The organism is Prosthecobacter sp. (genome assembly GCF_044232965.1).
Classification (GTDB): Bacteria; Verrucomicrobiota; Verrucomicrobiia; order Verrucomicrobiales; family Verrucomicrobiaceae; genus Prosthecobacter.
Window position 1 is genome coordinate 1 of sequence record NZ_JBIIKX010000027.1, and the last position, 17,080, is coordinate 17,080.

At 56.7% G+C, this 17,080-nt stretch carries 18 protein-coding genes and 1 tRNA gene; 12 read left to right on the forward strand and 7 right to left on the reverse strand.

What is annotated here, in order from left to right:
• The 4 genes from ACILSI_RS13035 to cysC form a co-directional block, all read right to left on the reverse strand.
• Positions 1–480 (reverse strand): transposase (locus tag ACILSI_RS13035; protein WP_395722319.1); only part of this gene is annotated, 480 nt, incomplete at its 3' end.
• 193 nt (positions 481–673) lie between these two features.
• Complete coding sequence (gene prfA, locus ACILSI_RS13040) at positions 674–1,753, reverse strand: peptide chain release factor 1 (protein WP_395722320.1); 1,080 nt, start codon at positions 1,751–1,753, stop codon at positions 674–676.
• 110 nt (positions 1,754–1,863) lie between these two features.
• Positions 1,864–2,127 (reverse strand): 50S ribosomal protein L31, encoded by a 264-nt coding sequence (gene rpmE, locus ACILSI_RS13045; protein WP_395722321.1) that lies wholly within the window; start codon positions 2,125–2,127, stop codon positions 1,864–1,866.
• 89 nt (positions 2,128–2,216) lie between these two features.
• On the reverse strand, positions 2,217–2,744 hold the full coding sequence (gene cysC / locus ACILSI_RS13050) for an adenylyl-sulfate kinase (protein WP_395722322.1): 528 nt from the start codon (positions 2,742–2,744) through the stop codon (positions 2,217–2,219).
• Between the two features lie 189 nt (positions 2,745–2,933).
• Between cysC and ACILSI_RS13055 the strand changes: the two genes are divergently transcribed.
• From ACILSI_RS13055 to ACILSI_RS13085, 7 genes are all read left to right on the forward strand, one after another.
• Positions 2,934–3,353, forward strand: coding sequence for a hypothetical protein (locus tag ACILSI_RS13055; protein WP_395722323.1), 420 nt, complete (start codon positions 2,934–2,936; stop codon positions 3,351–3,353).
• Positions 3,354–3,464: 111 nt separating this feature from the next.
• Positions 3,465–4,892 carry a hypothetical protein gene (locus tag ACILSI_RS13060; protein WP_395722324.1) on the forward strand — a complete coding sequence of 476 codons (1,428 nt, stop codon included), beginning with the start codon at positions 3,465–3,467 and terminating at the stop codon, positions 4,890–4,892.
• Between the two features lie 66 nt (positions 4,893–4,958).
• A complete protein-coding gene (locus tag ACILSI_RS13065; RefSeq protein WP_395722325.1) occupies positions 4,959–5,429 on the forward strand; it encodes an NfeD family protein in 471 nt (156 codons plus the stop codon).
• A gap of 36 nt (positions 5,430–5,465) precedes the next feature.
• A complete protein-coding gene (gene floA, locus ACILSI_RS13070) occupies positions 5,466–6,476 on the forward strand; it encodes a flotillin-like protein FloA (protein WP_395722326.1) in 1,011 nt (336 codons plus the stop codon).
• 23 nt (positions 6,477–6,499) lie between these two features.
• Positions 6,500–7,108: a hypothetical protein gene (locus ACILSI_RS13075; protein WP_395722327.1), complete on the forward strand. Its 609-nt coding sequence runs from the start codon at positions 6,500–6,502 to the stop codon at positions 7,106–7,108.
• 20 nt (positions 7,109–7,128) lie between these two features.
• Positions 7,129–7,215 (forward strand) — tRNA-Leu (locus tag ACILSI_RS13080).
• Positions 7,216–7,259: 44 nt separating this feature from the next.
• Positions 7,260–8,165 carry a DUF4159 domain-containing protein gene (locus ACILSI_RS13085; protein ID WP_395722328.1) on the forward strand — a complete coding sequence of 302 codons (906 nt, stop codon included), beginning with the start codon at positions 7,260–7,262 and terminating at the stop codon, positions 8,163–8,165.
• Positions 8,166–8,184: 19 nt separating this feature from the next.
• On the opposite strand, the gene smpB is transcribed toward ACILSI_RS13085, so the two are convergent.
• Both smpB and ACILSI_RS13095 read right to left on the reverse strand, forming a co-directional pair.
• Positions 8,185–8,652: an SsrA-binding protein SmpB gene (gene smpB / locus ACILSI_RS13090; RefSeq protein ID WP_395722329.1), complete on the reverse strand. Its 468-nt coding sequence runs from the start codon at positions 8,650–8,652 to the stop codon at positions 8,185–8,187.
• 77 nt (positions 8,653–8,729) lie between these two features.
• Positions 8,730–8,933, reverse strand: a complete 204-nt coding sequence (locus ACILSI_RS13095; RefSeq protein WP_395722330.1) for a DNA-directed RNA polymerase subunit omega — start codon at positions 8,931–8,933, stop codon at positions 8,730–8,732.
• Positions 8,934–9,064: 131 nt separating this feature from the next.
• Here ACILSI_RS13095 and gmd point away from each other — a divergent pair, with 131 nt between their 5' ends.
• Together gmd and ACILSI_RS13105 are read left to right on the forward strand one after the other, a co-directional pair.
• Positions 9,065–10,075: a GDP-mannose 4,6-dehydratase gene (gene gmd, locus ACILSI_RS13100; RefSeq protein ID WP_395722331.1), complete on the forward strand. Its 1,011-nt coding sequence runs from the start codon at positions 9,065–9,067 to the stop codon at positions 10,073–10,075.
• A 26-nt stretch (positions 10,076–10,101) separates the two neighbouring features.
• Entirely contained in the window at positions 10,102–11,223 is a 1,122-nt protein-coding gene (locus ACILSI_RS13105; protein ID WP_395722332.1) for a Gfo/Idh/MocA family protein, read from the forward strand.
• Positions 11,224–11,230: 7 nt separating this feature from the next.
• On the opposite strand, the gene ACILSI_RS13110 is transcribed toward ACILSI_RS13105, so the two are convergent.
• Complete coding sequence (locus ACILSI_RS13110) at positions 11,231–11,707, reverse strand: deoxycytidylate deaminase (protein ID WP_395722333.1); 477 nt, start codon at positions 11,705–11,707, stop codon at positions 11,231–11,233.
• 452 nt (positions 11,708–12,159) lie between these two features.
• Here ACILSI_RS13110 and ACILSI_RS13115 point away from each other — a divergent pair, with 452 nt between their 5' ends.
• The 3 genes from ACILSI_RS13115 to ACILSI_RS13125 all read left to right on the forward strand — a co-directional run bounded on the left by ACILSI_RS13115 (position 12,160) and on the right by ACILSI_RS13125 (position 17,025).
• Entirely contained in the window at positions 12,160–13,851 is a 1,692-nt protein-coding gene (locus tag ACILSI_RS13115) for a hypothetical protein (protein ID WP_395722334.1), read from the forward strand.
• Between the two features lie 80 nt (positions 13,852–13,931).
• On the forward strand, positions 13,932–14,645 hold the full coding sequence (locus tag ACILSI_RS13120; protein ID WP_395722335.1) for a polysaccharide biosynthesis/export family protein: 714 nt from the start codon (positions 13,932–13,934) through the stop codon (positions 14,643–14,645).
• 190 nt (positions 14,646–14,835) lie between these two features.
• Positions 14,836–17,025 (forward strand): polysaccharide biosynthesis tyrosine autokinase, encoded by a 2,190-nt coding sequence (locus tag ACILSI_RS13125; RefSeq protein ID WP_395722336.1) that lies wholly within the window; start codon positions 14,836–14,838, stop codon positions 17,023–17,025.
• Positions 17,026–17,080 lie beyond the last annotated feature (55 nt).

The following is a 17,080-nucleotide window of genomic DNA, read 5'->3' on the forward strand; positions in this document are numbered from 1 at the left end:
GTGCGAGTTGCGCCCTTTGCGGTTGGGGTTGTAACCTTTGGCCGAGCCTTCCTGACTGCCATCGCGCGTGATGACCGTGCTATCGAAGTCCACCGTCACCGCGCCCACGTTGATCTGCGAGAAGAACCACCTCTGCAATGGCGGGAACACGGCGGTGTTGCGTGCCTGCGAGAACTTGCCAAAGAACCGGCGGTAGGTGCTTTGGCTCGGCAGGCTCTCATAGCCAAAAATGGCCGCTAGCGTTTGATCCTGGCGCAACCAGTCGCAGTGGATATAGCGGCTGGCTCCCGTCCAGATGCCGAGCCAAAAGCTTTCGATGATCTGCACCGGATCATAGGCACGGTTCGATCCACCTTGAGGCAAATCCAGGGTGGCCAGATGCTCCCGGATGCCGGTCTGGTCGATGAAGCGTTTCATCAGCGCCATGCCGCCAAAGGGCGTCACCAGCTTGTCAGAGTATTCAATCGGTAGGTTCACCATCCCGGTGATTCTTGCATACTCGTCAATCCCTTAATCTGACATGCGACACGCCGATTGGCCTGTCTTCTATTGCATGATCAGGGTTCAACAAGCGGGTGCAGGGAGCGGGCGGCAGTCACTTTGTCACGGTGTCCGAGTCCAGGGAGGCCCATCACTGAACCTTCATTTTAAGCACTTCTGCCTGAACTCGCGTTTAATTCAGCCCCGCCTCGGAGAGGCGCTCCTTGAGGTCGCTGGCGAGGAGGGCCTGGAGCATGTCGGTGATGCGGCCTTCGACGAACTGGTCGAGGTTGTAGAGGGTCAGCTCGATGCGGTGGTCGGTGACGCGGTTCTGCGGGTAGTTGTAGGTGCGGATTTTTTCCTCGCGACCGCCGCCGCCGATGAGGCTCTTACGGTTGGCGGAGTATTTGGCGGCCTCTTCCTGCTGCTTCTTTTCGAGCAGGCGTGAGCGCAGGATGCTGAGGGCTTTTTCCTTGTTCTTGATCTGGCTGCGGCCGTCCTGGCAGCGCACGATGGTGCCGGTGGGAATGTGGAGCACCTGCACGGCGGAGTCGGTGGTGTTCACGCCCTGGCCGCCAGCACCGGAGGAGCGGCAGACTTCGATGCGAACCTCGTCAGGCTTGAGCTCGAAATCGACCTCCTCGGCCTCCGGGAGCACGGCGACAGTGGCGGCGGAAGTGTGGATGCGGCCCTGGGCCTCGGTGGCGGGCACGCGCTGCACGCGGTGGACGCCGCTTTCGTATTTCATGACGCGGTACACGTCATCACCGCTGATTTTGACGATGACTTCCTTAAACCCGCCGACTTCGGAGGGGCTGGAGTCGAGCTGCTCGATTTTCCAGCCCTTGGTTTCAGCAAAACGGCTGTACATGCGCAGCAGATCGGCGGCAAAGAGGCTGGCTTCATCGCCGCCGGTGCCGGCGCGGATTTCGAGGATGACATCGCGGCCTTCGAGCGGATCGGGCGGCAGGATGGACTCTTGGATAGCCTTTTCGAGATCGACGAGGCGCTGCTCCAACACGGGAATTTCTGCGGCGGCCATCTCGGCGAGTTCCTTGTCCTCCTGGGACTTGGCCATGACGCGGTTCTCGGCCAGTTCGGTCTGCGTTTTCTCATACGCGGCCCAATCGGTGAGGAGTTTTTGCAGGCTGCGGTGCTCGCGCAGCATGTCGCCAGCCTTTTTGGCGTCGTCGTAGAAATTGGGGCGGCCGATGATGTCTTCGAGGTCGGCGAAGCGGGTGCGTTTGCCGGCGATGACGGCGGAGTAGTCCATGGGTGGCTAAGAGCTGAGGGCGAAGGGCGGGAAAATGGAAGCAGGCAAAGAAAAACGGTGCCCAGCACGAAGGCGTGGGCACCGTTGGTCTAAAGTGAGAAATTTGAGAGCTAAGCTTCGGCGGCGGCAGGAGCAGCTTCGGCTGCACCGAGCTTCGGAGCGGTGCGGCGGGCGCGGGTGGAACCGTAGCGCTGGGCGAACTTGTCCACGCGACCGGCGGTGTCGATGAAGCGCTGTTCACCGGTGAAGTAAGGGTGGCAGGCGGAGCAGATGCCGATGCGGAGGTTTGGCACGGTGGAGATCGTGTTATACACAGCACCGCAGGTGCAGGTAATCGTCGTCTCGGAGGTCTTTGGATGGATGTCAGCTTTCATGATATTGGAGGCCACGTGACCAGACGAGGCGCATGAGGCTGCTTTCGGCGGGGCGTGGGGCGCGGAGGGTAGTGGCTTTTGCCGGAGGGTCAAGAGCGTCTTTGAGGGGGGCTTGTCGCCCAAGTCAGGAGACTTGAAATTGCTTCTTTGATTTTGACCCGGCTGGTTTGGATGGAGAAATCTGCCTGTAAGGGTGGTTCAAAGGTGTCCTGCAGGCCGGTCATGCCAGTCATTTGCGAATTCGCAGCCTTGGCGTAGAGGCCTTTCACATCGCGCTTCATGCAGACCTCCAACGGGCAGTCGATGTGGATGAGGCGGACGTTTGTGCCGAGAATCTGCCGCACAAGGTCGCGGTGATGCTCTTTCGGAGTCACAAAAGCGCAGATGACTCTCTGGCCTTGCCTGGCGAGCAATTGGGCGAGGCTGGCGGCTCGGCGCAGATTCTCGCAGCGGTCGTCATCGCTGAATCCGAGGTCTGCGCAGAGGCCGGAGCGGAGTTCATCGCCATCGAGAAGGATGATGGATTCACCTGAGGCTTGAAAATGCCCGCGCAAGGCAGCCGCCAAGGTGGTTTTACCTGAGCATGGGAGGCCAAAAAGCCAAAAAACTGGTTTCATGTGAATTTTAATCAAACCCGACTAACGCATAATTCATATCGTAGACTATAGTAATAAATGTGGCGTGAAACGCCACATTTATTAGGGCGATATCCTGATAACAGGGAGACAAAATGGTGCCTGAAGCATTTTGTGTTTCTCTGCTGGCTTGTGTTCTGCTACCCCATGCAGACCTAACATTAGTTACTCATGAAACTCTCCTCCACGCTTTCCGCCTTGATCATGCCGTTGCTGCTTGCTGCCTGTGGCTCCGTTACCATGGCACCCTCCGGCGCTCCCAGTATCGTGGTGGGCCAGAATGAGGAGCGTGAGTGCGGTCAGGGGCGGATTTTGTTTCCTGCTGGTGAATACAAGGCCGAGGTGGCTTCCGCCGAAGGCACCTACTACAAAGCGCCGAAACGTCTGCGCACACTGGGTGTCCTGATCGGGCGCTCTGAAGATGGCGGCATTTTCGTGTCGAATGCCGCAGGCCATCCGCAGGCTGCATGGTTTGGCGATCCTAAGAATGAGGTCGATGAAAGCCCGGGCACCCTGTTTGGGGCCATCGGACTGAGCGCACCGAAACTTTGGCCGTACAAGCCGCGCATCCCATACACCCCAAAAAAGTAGGAAGTAGGTTGTTCAGTTCTTAGGCTGGCAAAACCGGTCAAATCGTAAGGACTTTGTCACGGGAGGGGTTTTTGTTGCGCGAGGGATTATAAAAACTATAATTCCAACCTCATGAATAGCCGCCTCATCACATGGTCCATCGCCTCTGCCGTTCTGCTGGCAGGAGGAGTCGCCGCGATGAAGGAGGGCTGGTTGGAGGGCTGGAAAATGCGCCTTTCAGAGATGACAGCCAGCCCGGCCTCACAGTATTCAGTGCCCAGGTTCCGCATCGACCTCGTGGATCAGTTTAACTACGCTCGCATGGCTGCGAAAACGCCCATGCTGCGGGTGGATCCCGAGATGGAAGCTTGGCTGGAACGGGAGTTTCCTCAGATCGACACCGCAGACCTGAACAAGGTCACGGAACAGGTGCAAAATGGCATGCCACGCTACTACCGCGTATCTGTGTGTTCCGCCAGTAGCCCCAGTCTGCGGGAACTTCTGCAGCGCTTTCATGAGTATGCGCATCGTGCCCAGCCGGAAATGACCCACATGGCTGTGGCACTTCGCCCCCGTGCCAGTGGTCTGATGCATGAGGCACTCCTTGTCATGGGGCAGCGGTTGCGAGAGTTTACTCCTGAGGCGTTGTCAAAATCGGCGGACGAGCCGTTTTTCAGCAGTTGTGCGCATTGCCGCCAGCCGCACTTCATGAAGCTGTCCAATGCCCGGCGCAGCATGGCGCTGGAGTGCCCGAAATGCCGCCGCAAATACGCCGTGATCGCCGCCGACAGCGCCGGCAAATTTCGCTATGTGAACGAGTTTCTGACCGGCTACGCGCCGCCTGCGGTCTTCTCCAAAAACCAGTCCCGTGTGCAGCAGCTTTTTACCATCTGGTCTGCTGTGAACGCCAACTGTCGTTACGCCAACGACCCTGGTGCGAAGGCTGGCAGCAGCTTTGCCAAAAAAGACCAGATGGACAGTTGGCAGTTCGCCGATGAGACACAGCGGCTGCAGCGGGGAGACTGTGAAGATTCCTCGATTTTCCTGGCTGACTGGCTCATGTCCCGTGGCTTCCAAGTGCGGGTGGCCCTGGGCCGTTATGGCGACCTGGGCGGGCATGCTTGGTGCGTGGTGAAGATCGACGACAAAGAGTACCTCATCGAATCCACCGAAAGTCGTCCTGATCCGACCGATCCGCCGCTGGCCAGTCGCGTGGGCAGCCGCTATGTGCCGGAAGTGCTGTTTGACCGTTTCGCTCTTTATGTGCCGGTCAGCGCCAACCGTGCCTGGAAAGGGGATTATTGGTCTGCGAACACCTGGACGCGCATTGAGCCGCGCACTGAGCTGGGCGGCGATCCCATTCTGACACGTTCGCCAGTTGGAACACCGCTGAAACCGGTGTCTAAGAATCTGTTGGAAGCCTCAGCCACAGCAGATCCCTCCCGTCTCGCTCGCACCAGCTTCGCCAGCCCGGCCTCCCCGACGTTTCTCAATCTTGGGGACATCCCGCCCGGTGCCAAAGACTGGACGCAGACGATGATGCCCTTGCGCAAGCCTTGAAAAGCGGAGAATGCGGCACCCACATGACAGGTTGACGCCTTCTCGCGTCACGTTCAGCATTACGGCATGATCGCCAGCATCGCCATTCTCACGTTGTTCGGTGTTTTTCTCCTCATGCTGGAAACATTTCTGCCGGGAGGGGTGGCTGGCGTATTGGGCACCATTTCTATTCTTGCCGCTTTGGGCATCACCTTGTTTTCGGATGAGCTGGCAGGCTGGTCTTCGGGCCTGCGGCTGGCGTTGGCCCTGGGGATCGTGGTATTTTCCGCCGCTGTTTTGATGGCCTGGCTGCGCTGGTTTGCCGTGAAGTTTTTTCACCGCTCGCTGACTCTCTCTGCCACGGTGGGAGGCACCCCGGTCTCCGATGTCCCGGTTGGCAAACAGGGTATTGCATTGACTGAACTGCGGCCGCTGGGGCGTGCTGAGATCGCCGGCAAGCGCTACGATGTGCGCTGCCAGGACGGTCCGGCGGCTGCCGGAGCTCAGGTGGAGGTTATTTCTACCGAACCTGGGAATTTGCTCGTTCGTACTATTTAATTCATCCCTTTAACCAACCCCCGCATCCCTCCAGCCATGTCCACCCTCGAAATTTTCATCACAGGCGTCGTAATCATCCTCGCGCTCGTCCTGTTCCTGATCGTCGCCAAATTCTTCAATCTCTGGCTGCGTGCTCGCATCGCCAACGCTCCCGTCAGCTTCACCACTCTGCTCGCCATGTGGCTGCGTGGTGTGCCGAATGCGCTGATCGTCGATACACGCATCACGGCCGCCAAAGCGGGCATCCCCATCGACACCGACCAGCTTGAGGCGCACTTCCTGGCCGGTGGCGAAGTTACGCATGTCGTGCTCGCCCTCATCGCTGCGGACAAGGCGGGTATCCCGCTGGACTACAACCGCGCCTGTGCCATCGACCTCGCCTGCAAAGGCACGGGCAAGACCGTCCTCGAAGCCGTGCGCACCAGCATCAATCCCAAGGTCATTGACTGTCCGCACCCGGACATGGGTCGGGGCGGTAAGATCGATGCTGTCGCTAAGGACGGCATCTCCCTGCGTGTGCGTGCCCGCGTGACCGTCCGCACGAACCTCGATCGCTTCGTCGGTGGTGCCACCGAGGAAACCGTTGTGGCCCGTGTGGGTGAAGGCATCGTGACCTGCATCGGCTCTTCCGACTCCTACAAGGCCGTGCTCGAAAATCCCGACAGCATCTCGAAGCTCGTGCTGCACAAAGGCGTGGATGCCGGCACCGCTTTTGAAATTCTCTCCATCGACATCGCCGACATCGACGTCGGTGAAAACGTCGGTGCCAAGCTCCAGACCGAGCAGGCCGAGGCTGATAAAAAAATCGCCCAAGCCATGGCGGAGATGCGCCGCGCCGCCGCTGTCGCCCTTGAACAGGAAATGTCCGCCCGAACTCAGGAAATGCGCGCGAAGGTGGTCGAGGCCGAGGCGCTGGTTCCCCTGGCCATCGCCGAGGCCTTCCGCAACGGCCAGCTTGGCGTCATGGATTACGCGAAGTACAAGAACGTCCTCGCCGACACCGACATGCGCAGCAAGATCGCCGGCGACTCGCCCGGCTCGAAGTAGTTTAGCGCTCCACCATTCTTCCCATGCAGCCTTTTCTGATGCGCGGTGGTGACTTCGATCCCTTGCAGATCGCAATCATCGTCATTTTTGTGCTCGCCAGCTTCATCAAGTGGCTCTGGGAGAACTGGCAGTTGAAGCGTGATGCGTCCAAGCGTGATCTGCCAGCCGATCCCGAGGAGCAGCGGCTGCGTGAGGCCGCCTGGCGCAAGCAGGCCGGCCAGAGCGGCGGTCAGCCGCCGCCGATTCCGCCTCCTGTGGTCGCTGCTTCGCCGTGGGAAGAGCTGCGCAAGGCCTGGAAAGAGTTGCAGGAGGCTGCCAAACCGGCTCCACCTGTTCCGGTGGCGCGTCCTGCAAGGTCCGCGCCGTCTCCGCCCCTGGTATCGCAGCAACGTGCCCAGCCTGTCCGCAGCCCGACAGTGCCAGCCTCTACCCCCCTGATCGCCGCCACGCCTGCGCCTGCGGCGGTGGCCAAGGAAACTTACTTTCCGCAGCAGAAAACCACTTCCGTTTCCGTGCTGGCCGCTTTGCACAATTTACGTCGAGATCCCGCCCTGATGCGGCAGGCGATTTTGATGCAGGAGATACTTGGACCGCCAAAAGCCTTGCAAACCTCCGGCGATCTCGCTATTTAAAAGTCGCTTCTTTGAGACAAGCCGGTGTGGTGAAATTGGTAGACGCGCTAGACTCAAAATCTTGTGTCCGTGAGGACGTGTCGGTTCGAGTCCGACCACCGGTACCAAAGAAGCTCGCAGGAGACAGGGCTGAGCAACGTTTTACTCCCGCATGAAACCTCCCCGCGCCGCCAAAATCCTCGTCGCAGCCCTGGTCTTGGTTGGCTGTCTCGTTGTGGCTGTGGAAAATGAGGAAATTGGCGGAACACCCGCAAATTTCGGCATCAAGGACGGCAGCATGCCCGAGAATCCGCGTGAATACCGCCGCAATGGTTATGATGCCTATCCCACTTGGCCGGTGAGCAAGGAGTTGCCGAACGATGTCTTCACCTTCGCCCGCATCCGCTACAACTCCGCTTATGGCGGGCGTGGTGGGTTCGGACGTGGCGGTGGGCGGCAGTGGTCCACGGATTATCCAGATTCGGATCTGAACATGTCTTACCGGCTCCAACAGCTCACATCACTCCAGGTGAATCCAAACGGAGCCGTCGTGGATATCGACCCCGAACAGATGCGGCATTACCCGTTTTTGTACATGATCGAGGTGGGGCACATCAACATCACCGATGAGGAGGCCAAAACGATGCGTGACTACATGCTCAACGGTGGCTTCATCATGGTCGATGACTTCTGGGGCACCGAGGCCTGGGAGAATTTTGAGGCCGCGCTGAAGCAGATCTGGCCGGATCGTAAAATTGAGGAAATTCCCCTGGAGCATGAGATCTTCCACATGGTCTTCCCGCTGAAGGTGAAACCGCAGATCCCGCACATCCGCTACGCCGAGTACGTCATCCAGCAGGGCATCACTTGGGAGTTCGACAAGCCTGGCTCAGAGCATGTCCATTATCGTGGCGTGTTCGACGACAAACGTCGCCTGATGATGGTCATCTGCTGGAACACGGACACCGGCGAAGGCTGGGAGCAGGAAGGCACCGATCCGTGGTACTTTCGCGAGTTCTCCGAGAAGTACGCTTATCCGCTCGGCATCAACATCATCTTCTACGCGCTGACGCATTGAGCCTGCGGCTCGGGCTGTGTCAGCGGCGGTTCTTGTCGTTGAAATGGGCCACGACGCGGGCGGCTTCGCGATTTTCGGCCTTTTCTTTGAGATCTTGGCGCTGGTCGCCGTGGCTCTTGCCTTTGCCGACGCCGATTTCAAATTTGATGCGGTGGCCCTTCCAGTAGGCACGGAGAACGGGAAGGGCGAGACCCTTCTGCTGCGTCTGGGCTAGCAGCTTCATGATTTCGTTCTTGTGCAGCAGCAGGCGGCGGGTGCGGCGCGGCTCGTGGGTCTCGTGGCTGGCCTTGTCGTAGGTCTGGATGTCACAGCCGTAGAGCCAGACCTGACCACGATCGACGCGGGCGAAGGCGTCGGAGATGTTCAATTTACCGAGGCGGATGGATTTGACCTCGGTGCCACGCAGTTCGATGCCAGCCTCGTATTTTTCGAGGATGTGGTAATCGCGCGCGGCTTTGCGGTTGGTGGCGATCTCGGTGGAGGTCATGCGGAGGGGCGCTCGGTACAAAAAATGGGTTCCATGTGTCGCATGGAACCCACAAAAGGATCAGACTGCCGGGTGGATCAGAGGCTGTCGATGGTCTGCACGGTGATCTTGCCCTGGATGATTTCCAGCAGGGCGAGATCGGCCTCGCGAAGGCCGGGGCGGCGCTCGACGAGCGGGGCGCGGCCCTGGGCGATCTGGCGGACGCGCTTGGAGACCATGTTGATCAGGATGGGCGGGTCTTTAATGATTTGCGCGGCTTGTTCGACGAGGTCAGCTCTCATGGCAGGAAAACGGGGTCTGGGATTGGGGGGCGGAGAATAAGGGAAGCGGGGCTGGGCGCAACTGATATGTTCCTGGTTTTCCCCTTGCGGAAGCGGGGGTGGTATTGTCTCATCGGCGCTCGATTTCAACCATGAAGAAAGCACTCATCACCGGCATCACAGGACAAGACGGCTCGTATCTCACGGAACTGCTGCTGGAGAAGGGTTACGAGGTGCATGGGATCATCCGCCGGGCGTCGTCCTTCAACACGGGGCGGCTGGAGCATATCTACCAGGACACCAGCAAGCCGCTGCACCTTCATTACGGTGATTTGATGGATTCGGTGGCGCTGGTGAAACTGCTATACGATCTCAAACCAGACGAAGTGTACAACTTGGGGGCACAGAGCCATGTGCGGGTGTCGTTTGACGTGCCGGAATCGACCGGAGACATCGTTGGCCTGGGCACGCAGCGCATTCTGGAGGCGATCCGCGAGACAGGACTGGTGGGCAAAGTTCGGTTCTATCAGGCGTCGTCTTCGGAGATGTTTGGCAAGGTGCAGGAGGTGCCGCAGGTGGAGACGACGCCGTTCTGGCCGCGCTCACCGTATGCCTGCGCGAAGGTTTACGGCCACTGGCTGACGGTTAACTATCGCGAGAGCTATGGCCTGCATGCGAGCAGTGGGATTCTTTTCAACCACGAGTCCCCACGACGCGGGGAGACCTTCGTGACGCGCAAAATCACGCGTGCGGCGACCCGTATTAAGGTGGGCCTGCAGGACAAGTTGCTGCTGGGCAATATGGATGCGAAGCGCGACTGGGGCTACGCCAAGGACTATGTGGAGATGATGTGGATGATGCTCCAGCAGGACGAGCCGGATGATTATGTCATCGCCACGAACGAGACGCACAGTGTGAAGGAGTTCGTGCAGGAGACCTTTGGCCTGCTGGACATGGACTGGGAGAAATTTGTGAAATACGATGCCCGCTATGAGCGCCCGGCGGAAGTGGACCTGCTCATCGGTGATCCGGCCAAGGCCCGTAAGAAGCTGGGCTGGGAACCGAAGGTGAAGTTCAAGGAACTGGTCAAAATCATGGTAGATGCTGACTTGAAGCTGGCGCAGCACGAACTGGCAGTGAAGAACACCAGGGTAGCTGACTGAAGCGAGAACCTTTTGCCCGAAAAGACATGAAAAAGATCGGTATTGGTATCATCGGAGGCGGCCTCATGGGCCGCGAAATGGCCAGCGCCTTCGCCCGCTGGTGCTCCCTGACGGACGTGGAGGTACAGCCGGAACTGGTGGCGGTGGCCGACCTCGTGGAAGATGTGCGGAACTGGTTCCAACGCATTCCATCCTGCGCACAGATCACGGCGGATTATCACGCATTGCTGGCTAATCCGGCGGTGGATGTGGTTTATGTGGCGGTGCCGCATCACCTGCATGAGGCGATATACTGCGATGTGCTGGCGGCAGGGAAGGATCTGTTTGCGGAGAAGCCCTTTGGCATCGATCTAGCCTCGGCACGCCGCATTGCGGACGCGGTGAAGGCTTCGGGGTGCTTTGTGCGTTGCAGTTCTGAGTTTCCCTACATGCCAGGCGCTCAGCGTGTGATCCAGGCGGTCGCCGTAGGGAAGCTGGGCCGAGTTCTGGAGGTGGTTTCAGGATTCCATCACAGCAGCGACCTAGACGCCACCAAACCAGCAAATTGGAAGCGCAAATCAGCCTTCTGTGGTGAGATCGGAGTGCTCGGTGATCTGGGCATGCATGCCTGCCATATTCCACTCCGCCTGGGCTGGCGTCCGCAGCGGGTGTTTGCCCAACTCCAGAAAGGCTATCCTCAGCGTCCAGACGGTAAAGGAGGAATGGCGGATTGCGACACCTGGGACAACGCCTTGCTGAACTGCTGGACACAGATCGGCGGCCATGAGGTACCTTTGCGGCTGGAAATGAAGCGCATGGCACCAGGGGAGACGAACACTTGGTTCATCGAAGTGCTAGGCACTGAGGGCGGGGTGCGCTACAGCACCAAGGAGCCGAAGACGCTGTGGATGTTCGAGAACGGCAAAGAACAGTTCTGGAAAAAGACCGATCTCGGCTTTGGCATGCCCTTCAAGGCCGTTACAGGGAGCATTTTTGAACCCGGTTTCCCAGATGTGATCCAGCAGATGTGGGCGGCCTACTTGATGGAGCGTGCTGGTCTGCTCAACAGTCGTTTCGGCTGCGCCACAGTGGAGGAGGCTGTCGCCACCCAGGAATTCTTCGCCGCAGCGTTGGAATCCCACGCCAATGGAGCCGTCATAACTCTATGATACTTCATCAGGCGGTGATTTCGCCGGACTGGATGATCTGGGGGTAGTTCGCCAGTTGGATCAACTGAATGCCGTAGCGCTTCGCAATCGCGTCTGCTTCGGATTCCGGGTAATCTTCACGAAAATAAACTTCCTTCACGCCGTAGGCACAGAGCATCTGCATGCAACTGGTGCAGGGTTTTGTGGTGCAAGCCACGAGACGGACGTTACCACGAGTGAAAAGGCTGCAAAGGTTCACTTCAGCATGTAGCATGTATTTCCGCCGGGCATCACGATCTGCCCAGAAGTCGGGATCGGCGTCGTAACCAGGAGCGAGACCGTTGTAGGCGGTGCCGATGACTCGGTTGTCAAAGTCGATTGCAACTGCCCCGACTTTACGAAACGGGTCTTCGGAACGCAGACTGGCCACATGAGCGAGTGCCATGGCGTATTCGGGTATTGTCAGGCGGCTGACGGCATCTGCCGAACATTGATTCTCAGTCATGGCCGCACATGCCCTTAGGGAGTGGCATCGTCAAGTTTTGCTCCAAGAAGGAGACGAACAGAGTTAAATCATTTGAACATGTTATAATGAACAGTAATAAGCTGGATGAACAATTGCTCGTGTCCCCCCTCGCTTCGAAAGCTTATCAGTAAGCTGCGCAACATCGTCCTGGCACCTTCTGATCCAAACAGCCCTCGCAGGTCATGGGAAAAAGCTTCGACACGAGAAATTCAACTAGAACTTGACCTGAGTAATTGCTGTAAAGAGTTCCAATCTTCATCTAGGCGGGCAGTGAAGGTATGCGCTACAAGGTGACGTCTTTCTCGCAATTTAGTGCCAGATGATTGATTTTGAGGGAATAAATGTGTCGAAAAGGAATGTATTTTAGGATGGACAAAGGTGTTTGGAATTGCTTCTATCGCAAATTAACCTCCCGACCTTGCTCTCCTGCCATGCTGATCAGCCACTCCCGACCCACTCATTTTGGTGTTTGTTCATTGCTGCTATTATTCGTGGCGGCCTTGTCACCGCAAACCGCAAGCGCTCAGTTTGGGGTCTCGCCTTCCCAGACTAGCAATTTTTTCAATGATTTTCGTGGGCGTTCCAGCAAAATGAAAGCCAATGCCCCTGCCGCCCGCAGCGGAGATGTGGTTTATGACTATGAAAGCGGTGCCTACAAGAGCCAGGAAGACCAAGAGGGCTTCCAAAGCCTGCAGCAGCTTCTTCGATCCGATCGTGAAATTTCACAGCCATCTATCCGGAGTGGCAGTTCTGCTTTCGCTGCGCGTGCGGTTGGTGACTACACGAGCTACTCTGGCCAGTATTCCCAGTCTTTGAGCTACTTTGCGCCGAGTTACACCTCGGACCCATTTCTCTCTGGCAAACGCAACATGAAGCTGGGCCCGGTCAATATTGGACTGGGTCTATACCAAGGGTTTGAATACAACAGCAATGTTCAGCGCGCTCCTGTCCCTGTCTCTGATTTCATCAGCAGCACCATGTTGAATGTCAGCGCCAATTATAGGCTCACACAAAACAATGTACTGAGCGTCACAGCGGGCATTGGAGTCGATCATTATTTTGATCATCCTGAGTTCGCTGCTTACGGGAACGGCGGCTACCTGTTTAACATCCTGCCTGGAAGTACCCTGGCCTTCGATATCAAAGCTGGGCCTGTTTATATCACCATTTATGACCGCGTTTCTGTTCGTCCGGCTGTTAACAATGCTTTCGTTGGCGGTGCAAGCACAGGCAGCTTTGGTGTGTTTCAGAATGATTTTGGGATTGCAGCTAATTGGCAGATCAATTCCGCATGGGCACTGTTGCTGAATTATACGAACACATGGTCGAACGCGCTCGGGAATAACAACAACCAGTTTGATCGTACCATGAACTCGCTTCATGCATCGCTGACATATAGCCCCACAGCGACATGGATATTGGGCACAGAAGGTGGCGTTTCCCTACTTGAATATGCCCAGCCCACTCTGAATGACGCAACTCTCTTCAATTGGGGGACATTCATCAGTATGCCGATTGGCAAATCCACCACCATAAAGCTTTCGGGTGGCGTGCAGATGTTCGAATTTAAAGATCCCACCGTTTTGGCGCCGTTGGGTCCCGGAGATGCTACCGACCTGAGCAGCTACTATTACAACTTGAGCATTACGAATCAGCTCAACGCACGTTTCAGCCACACAATGACAGTTGGGCATGAGTCGTCGATCAACCTGTCCTCCAACTTTATTACCGCTGATTTTGTCAATTACGGTATGTCCATGGTGGCTTGGAAGGGGGGGCGCTTCTCAGTGTCGGGCTACTTTGAACGAGCGGAGCCATCGTTCTTCAATCCCGCTTTTGCTGGTGCACAGGCCGACGTTACCCAGTACGGTTACGATTTTTATTACTCGCACCAAATATCTTCCAAGTGGAGGACGGGGGCTGGCTACCATTTTGGCCGCTCGGATTCAAGGGCTGTCGGTCAAGACACCGATCAGCATGGTTTTGCTGTCGATTTGAACTACATTATTTCTGCGAAAGCGGGTATGAATCTGGGGTATCGTTACTTCATCACAGATGCGAAAGGTGCCAACACGGATTCCACGCAAACCCGCCTCATCATTGGGTTCAATTACAATTTCTAACGTTTGGGACTCAAGACTGTCTCAAGACAGACTGGGTTTGCATCCAAACATGCAGTCCCTCATATTGGCTGCTGCTTTCCATGAAAAAACTTTATACTCTATTCATCCTTTTAGCGGCTTCATTGGCTTCCTCCAATGCACAAGATGCTGGTTTTCGATCTGCGGAGCCATCGAAGTCTTCCCGTCCAACCGCGCAGACGGGGGCAGTTAACGCCGGGGCGACTGTTTTAACATCAATGGAGGTTTTGGACAACAACCGTCCTATCTCCGTCGGGGACACTGTCAGCATTAGGATCGTGGAAGATCGTCGTGAGGCGTTGCAGCAGAAAGTCGCCGTGACGGGCGAGGTCCAGGCTCCGTATGTGGGTTTAGTTAATGCCAGGGGCAAAACCAGCCGCGACTTGGCCTACACGATCAAACGGGAGTTGGAGAAAAACTTCTTCAAGACTGCCACTGTTCTCATCGCCATCGACCAACTCAACGAGAAGGATCAGATTGCGGAAGGCGCGATAGATTTGGAGTTTTATGTGATGTTTGGCATCGTTGCCAAACAGGGTAAATACGATCTACCGACTAATGAGGATATAACCATCAGCCAGGCCATTTTGCGCGCCGGGGGGTTTGCCCAGTTTGCGAACAAGGAAAGAGTGAAAATCGTTCGCAAGACACCTCAGGGAAACAAAACCATTCTGGTGAATGTGGATGGCATCATGCGCAAAGGCGACTTGGAGCGCGATATTTTCATTCGTAAGGATGACGTGATCATTGTTGAGGAATTGAATTGGAACTTTTGAGCATTGTCGGCGCTGCGAGAAACAGCCGAGACGATCTCAAAATAACCGTCCCCCGCCTAATATCGAACATGCGGCCTGTTTAAAAATCCAATGGCTTTAACCGCCGCTTTGAACGATTCTGTGTGCCTCACGGGGCCCAGGCAGTAGCAAGGCGTGTGGTCGATATTTTCCGCCCTTTAATTCCCCCAACATGGAAAACACTCTCAATCTCCCAGGTCAGGCACAATCGAGTACGCTGAGTCGCATTCACGAGGCCTCGGCCAAGTTTCAGCGTTACAAAATCTTGCTGCGCCGTCGTTGGTGGTTTCTGTTGCTGACCGCCAGCATAGGTGTGTGCGTTCAGGCACTACGCATCACTGGTCGTCCCCAGGAGTTCCGGTCCCTTGCCAAACTTGTGGCAGGCGGGCAGATGGTGGCAAACGACAACTACACATGGAGGGAGCAGCAGGCGGACTTTTACGGTACTATCATTGAGACCGTGGAGAGTGCGGAAATGAAGCGCCGTGCGTTGGAGCGTGTGCGTGCGCTCAATCCTGACCTGAAGGATTCCGAAGTCGATATACGGGTCGCACAAACCAAGGGGTCGGCGATTTTCAACATTCTCGCCACCGGTTCCGAGCCGAGATACACCAAAATCTTCCTCGACTCTCTATTGGACGAGTTCATCGCGTTCCGGCAGAGCATCCGGGAGCAGGCGCAGGGCAAGGTGCTGCAGCAGTTCCTCCAGGAGGTGGTGAACAAACAAAAAGTCATGGAGGAGCGTAACGACCGGCTGACCAAGTTCAGCGCGGCTAATAACGTGATTACCATTAGCAACAGCAACAACACTGCCGCGCAGTTTTTGAACAACTTGCAAGCACAGCGTGAAACTCAGCGCACCATTCAGGCTGAGTTGAAGCTGGCTCTGGCAAATGTCGATGCCGCGATGCAGTCTCGCGAGCGCTTGTTGAGTTCGGCTGCGGCAGCTTCTCCGGGAGCCGTCCCGACGCCTGCTGAGGCAGCTCCTCCAGGCGGGGTGAAGTCGGAAAATTCACCTGGCGGCATGGGCATGACCATGGCCGAGCAGGATTACCTGCGCACCAAATCAAAAATCACTGAGTTGCGCACCAAATTGGATTCTCTTCTGCTTCAATTTAAAGAGCAACATCCGATGGTGCAGGATGTGACGGAGGAGCTGACGACTCAGAAGGCTCTCTTGGCTTCTTACTCTCAGCAAATCCAGGACGAAATGCGGGCACAAATGGCTGATGTTGAGCGCCGTGTGCAAGTGCTGGAAGCACAGATTGTCGAGAAGGAAAAAGAAGCCCTCGATTTGGGTGCCAAGCTCGCGCAATACAAACAGCTCGAGGAAGACGCCAAGGCGGCCAAGCTGGCCTGGGAAAAAATGTTCGAGAAAGTGGAGCAGTTCACCATCTCGGCCAACACGCAGGCTGACTATGTGGCCATCCAGGAGCGTGCTACCGCCGCTGCTGAGAACGTCGAAGACTGGGTCATGCCCATCGTCGTGGGCTTGGTGGCTGGTATTGGAGCGGGAATTATCATTCTACTGCTTTTTGACCGTCTGGATGACCGAATGAACTCCTTCAGCGAGTTTCAGGCATTGTTTCCCGGCGAGGCTGTGCTCGGGCAAGTGCCGGAGCAACGTAATCGTGGCGATGTGGCGCTACTGCGTCCTAATGATGATCGTCACCTCTATGCCGAGGCTTTCCGTAACGTGCGTTCTTCCATTCTCTTCAAGAACTGGCAGGGCAAGCCGCCAAAGACCATTCTGATCACCAGTGCCGTGCCGAACGAGGGCAAGACCACCGTCACCTCCAATCTTGCGGTCACCATGGCCTTGGCTGGAGCACGCGTTCTCCTGGCCGACTGTGACCTTCGTCGCGGCGGTGTGAGCGAGTTATTCAAGCTGCCAGCCACTCCTGGGCTCAGTGAGGCTCTGCGTGGCAAACTCCACTGGCGTGATGCCGTTCAGGAAACCAGCACGCGCAATCTGGATCTGCTGGCCCGTGGCGAGGTGTTTGACCAGACCTCGGAAATGCTTCTTTCAAAGACCGCCGAGGAGATGCTCAAGGAGATGGGCGAAGAATACGATTACGTCATCTTCGACAGTGCTCCGGTTCTCGTGGCCGACGACACCGCGAGCTTTGCTCCGAAGCTCGACTCTGTGTTGTTTGTGGTCCGCATGTCCTCCACCATGGCTCGCCTTTCGGGTAAGGCGCTCGACCTGCTTTACGAACGCCAAGTGAACATCGGTGGTGTCATCCTCAACCGTTCGAGCTCGAACTTGAAAGAATACACTTACTACAACTACGCCAGCTACTACTACGCTCCGGTCAAAGGCGCTGCTGCTTCGGCAGAGCCTGCCGCCGCGAAGTCCTGAGCTTAAAAGTCACAAAAAAGGCGCGGGAGCATCTCCCGCGCCTTTTTGATTTTAG

Excerpts from the sequence above, each read along its gene's own strand:
- ACILSI_RS13095 (WP_395722330.1), bottom strand. The coding sequence starts at position 8,933 with ATGAGAGCTGACCTCGTCGAACAAGCCGCGCAAATCATTAAAGACCCG.
- ACILSI_RS13065 (WP_395722325.1), top strand. The coding sequence starts at position 4,959 with ATGATCGCCAGCATCGCCATTCTCACGTTGTTCGGTGTTTTTCTCCTC.
- rpmE (WP_395722321.1), bottom strand. The coding sequence starts at position 2,127 with ATGAAAGCTGACATCCATCCAAAGACCTCCGAGACGACGATTACCTGC.
- gmd (WP_395722331.1), top strand. The coding sequence starts at position 9,065 with ATGAAGAAAGCACTCATCACCGGCATCACAGGACAAGACGGCTCGTAT.
- ACILSI_RS13115 (WP_395722334.1), top strand. The coding sequence starts at position 12,160 with ATGCTGATCAGCCACTCCCGACCCACTCATTTTGGTGTTTGTTCATTG.
- ACILSI_RS13060 (WP_395722324.1), top strand. The coding sequence starts at position 3,465 with ATGAATAGCCGCCTCATCACATGGTCCATCGCCTCTGCCGTTCTGCTG.
- ACILSI_RS13120 (WP_395722335.1), top strand. The coding sequence starts at position 13,932 with ATGAAAAAACTTTATACTCTATTCATCCTTTTAGCGGCTTCATTGGCT.
- prfA (WP_395722320.1), bottom strand. The coding sequence starts at position 1,753 with ATGGACTACTCCGCCGTCATCGCCGGCAAACGCACCCGCTTCGCCGAC.
- ACILSI_RS13110 (WP_395722333.1), bottom strand. The coding sequence starts at position 11,707 with ATGACTGAGAATCAATGTTCGGCAGATGCCGTCAGCCGCCTGACAATA.
- floA (WP_395722326.1), top strand. The coding sequence starts at position 5,466 with ATGTCCACCCTCGAAATTTTCATCACAGGCGTCGTAATCATCCTCGCG.
- ACILSI_RS13105 (WP_395722332.1), top strand. The coding sequence starts at position 10,102 with ATGAAAAAGATCGGTATTGGTATCATCGGAGGCGGCCTCATGGGCCGC.
- ACILSI_RS13055 (WP_395722323.1), top strand. The coding sequence starts at position 2,934 with ATGAAACTCTCCTCCACGCTTTCCGCCTTGATCATGCCGTTGCTGCTT.
- cysC (WP_395722322.1), bottom strand. The coding sequence starts at position 2,744 with ATGAAACCAGTTTTTTGGCTTTTTGGCCTCCCATGCTCAGGTAAAACC.
- ACILSI_RS13075 (WP_395722327.1), top strand. The coding sequence starts at position 6,500 with ATGCAGCCTTTTCTGATGCGCGGTGGTGACTTCGATCCCTTGCAGATC.
- ACILSI_RS13125 (WP_395722336.1), top strand. The coding sequence starts at position 14,836 with ATGGAAAACACTCTCAATCTCCCAGGTCAGGCACAATCGAGTACGCTG.
- ACILSI_RS13085 (WP_395722328.1), top strand. The coding sequence starts at position 7,260 with ATGAAACCTCCCCGCGCCGCCAAAATCCTCGTCGCAGCCCTGGTCTTG.
- smpB (WP_395722329.1), bottom strand. The coding sequence starts at position 8,652 with ATGACCTCCACCGAGATCGCCACCAACCGCAAAGCCGCGCGCGATTAC.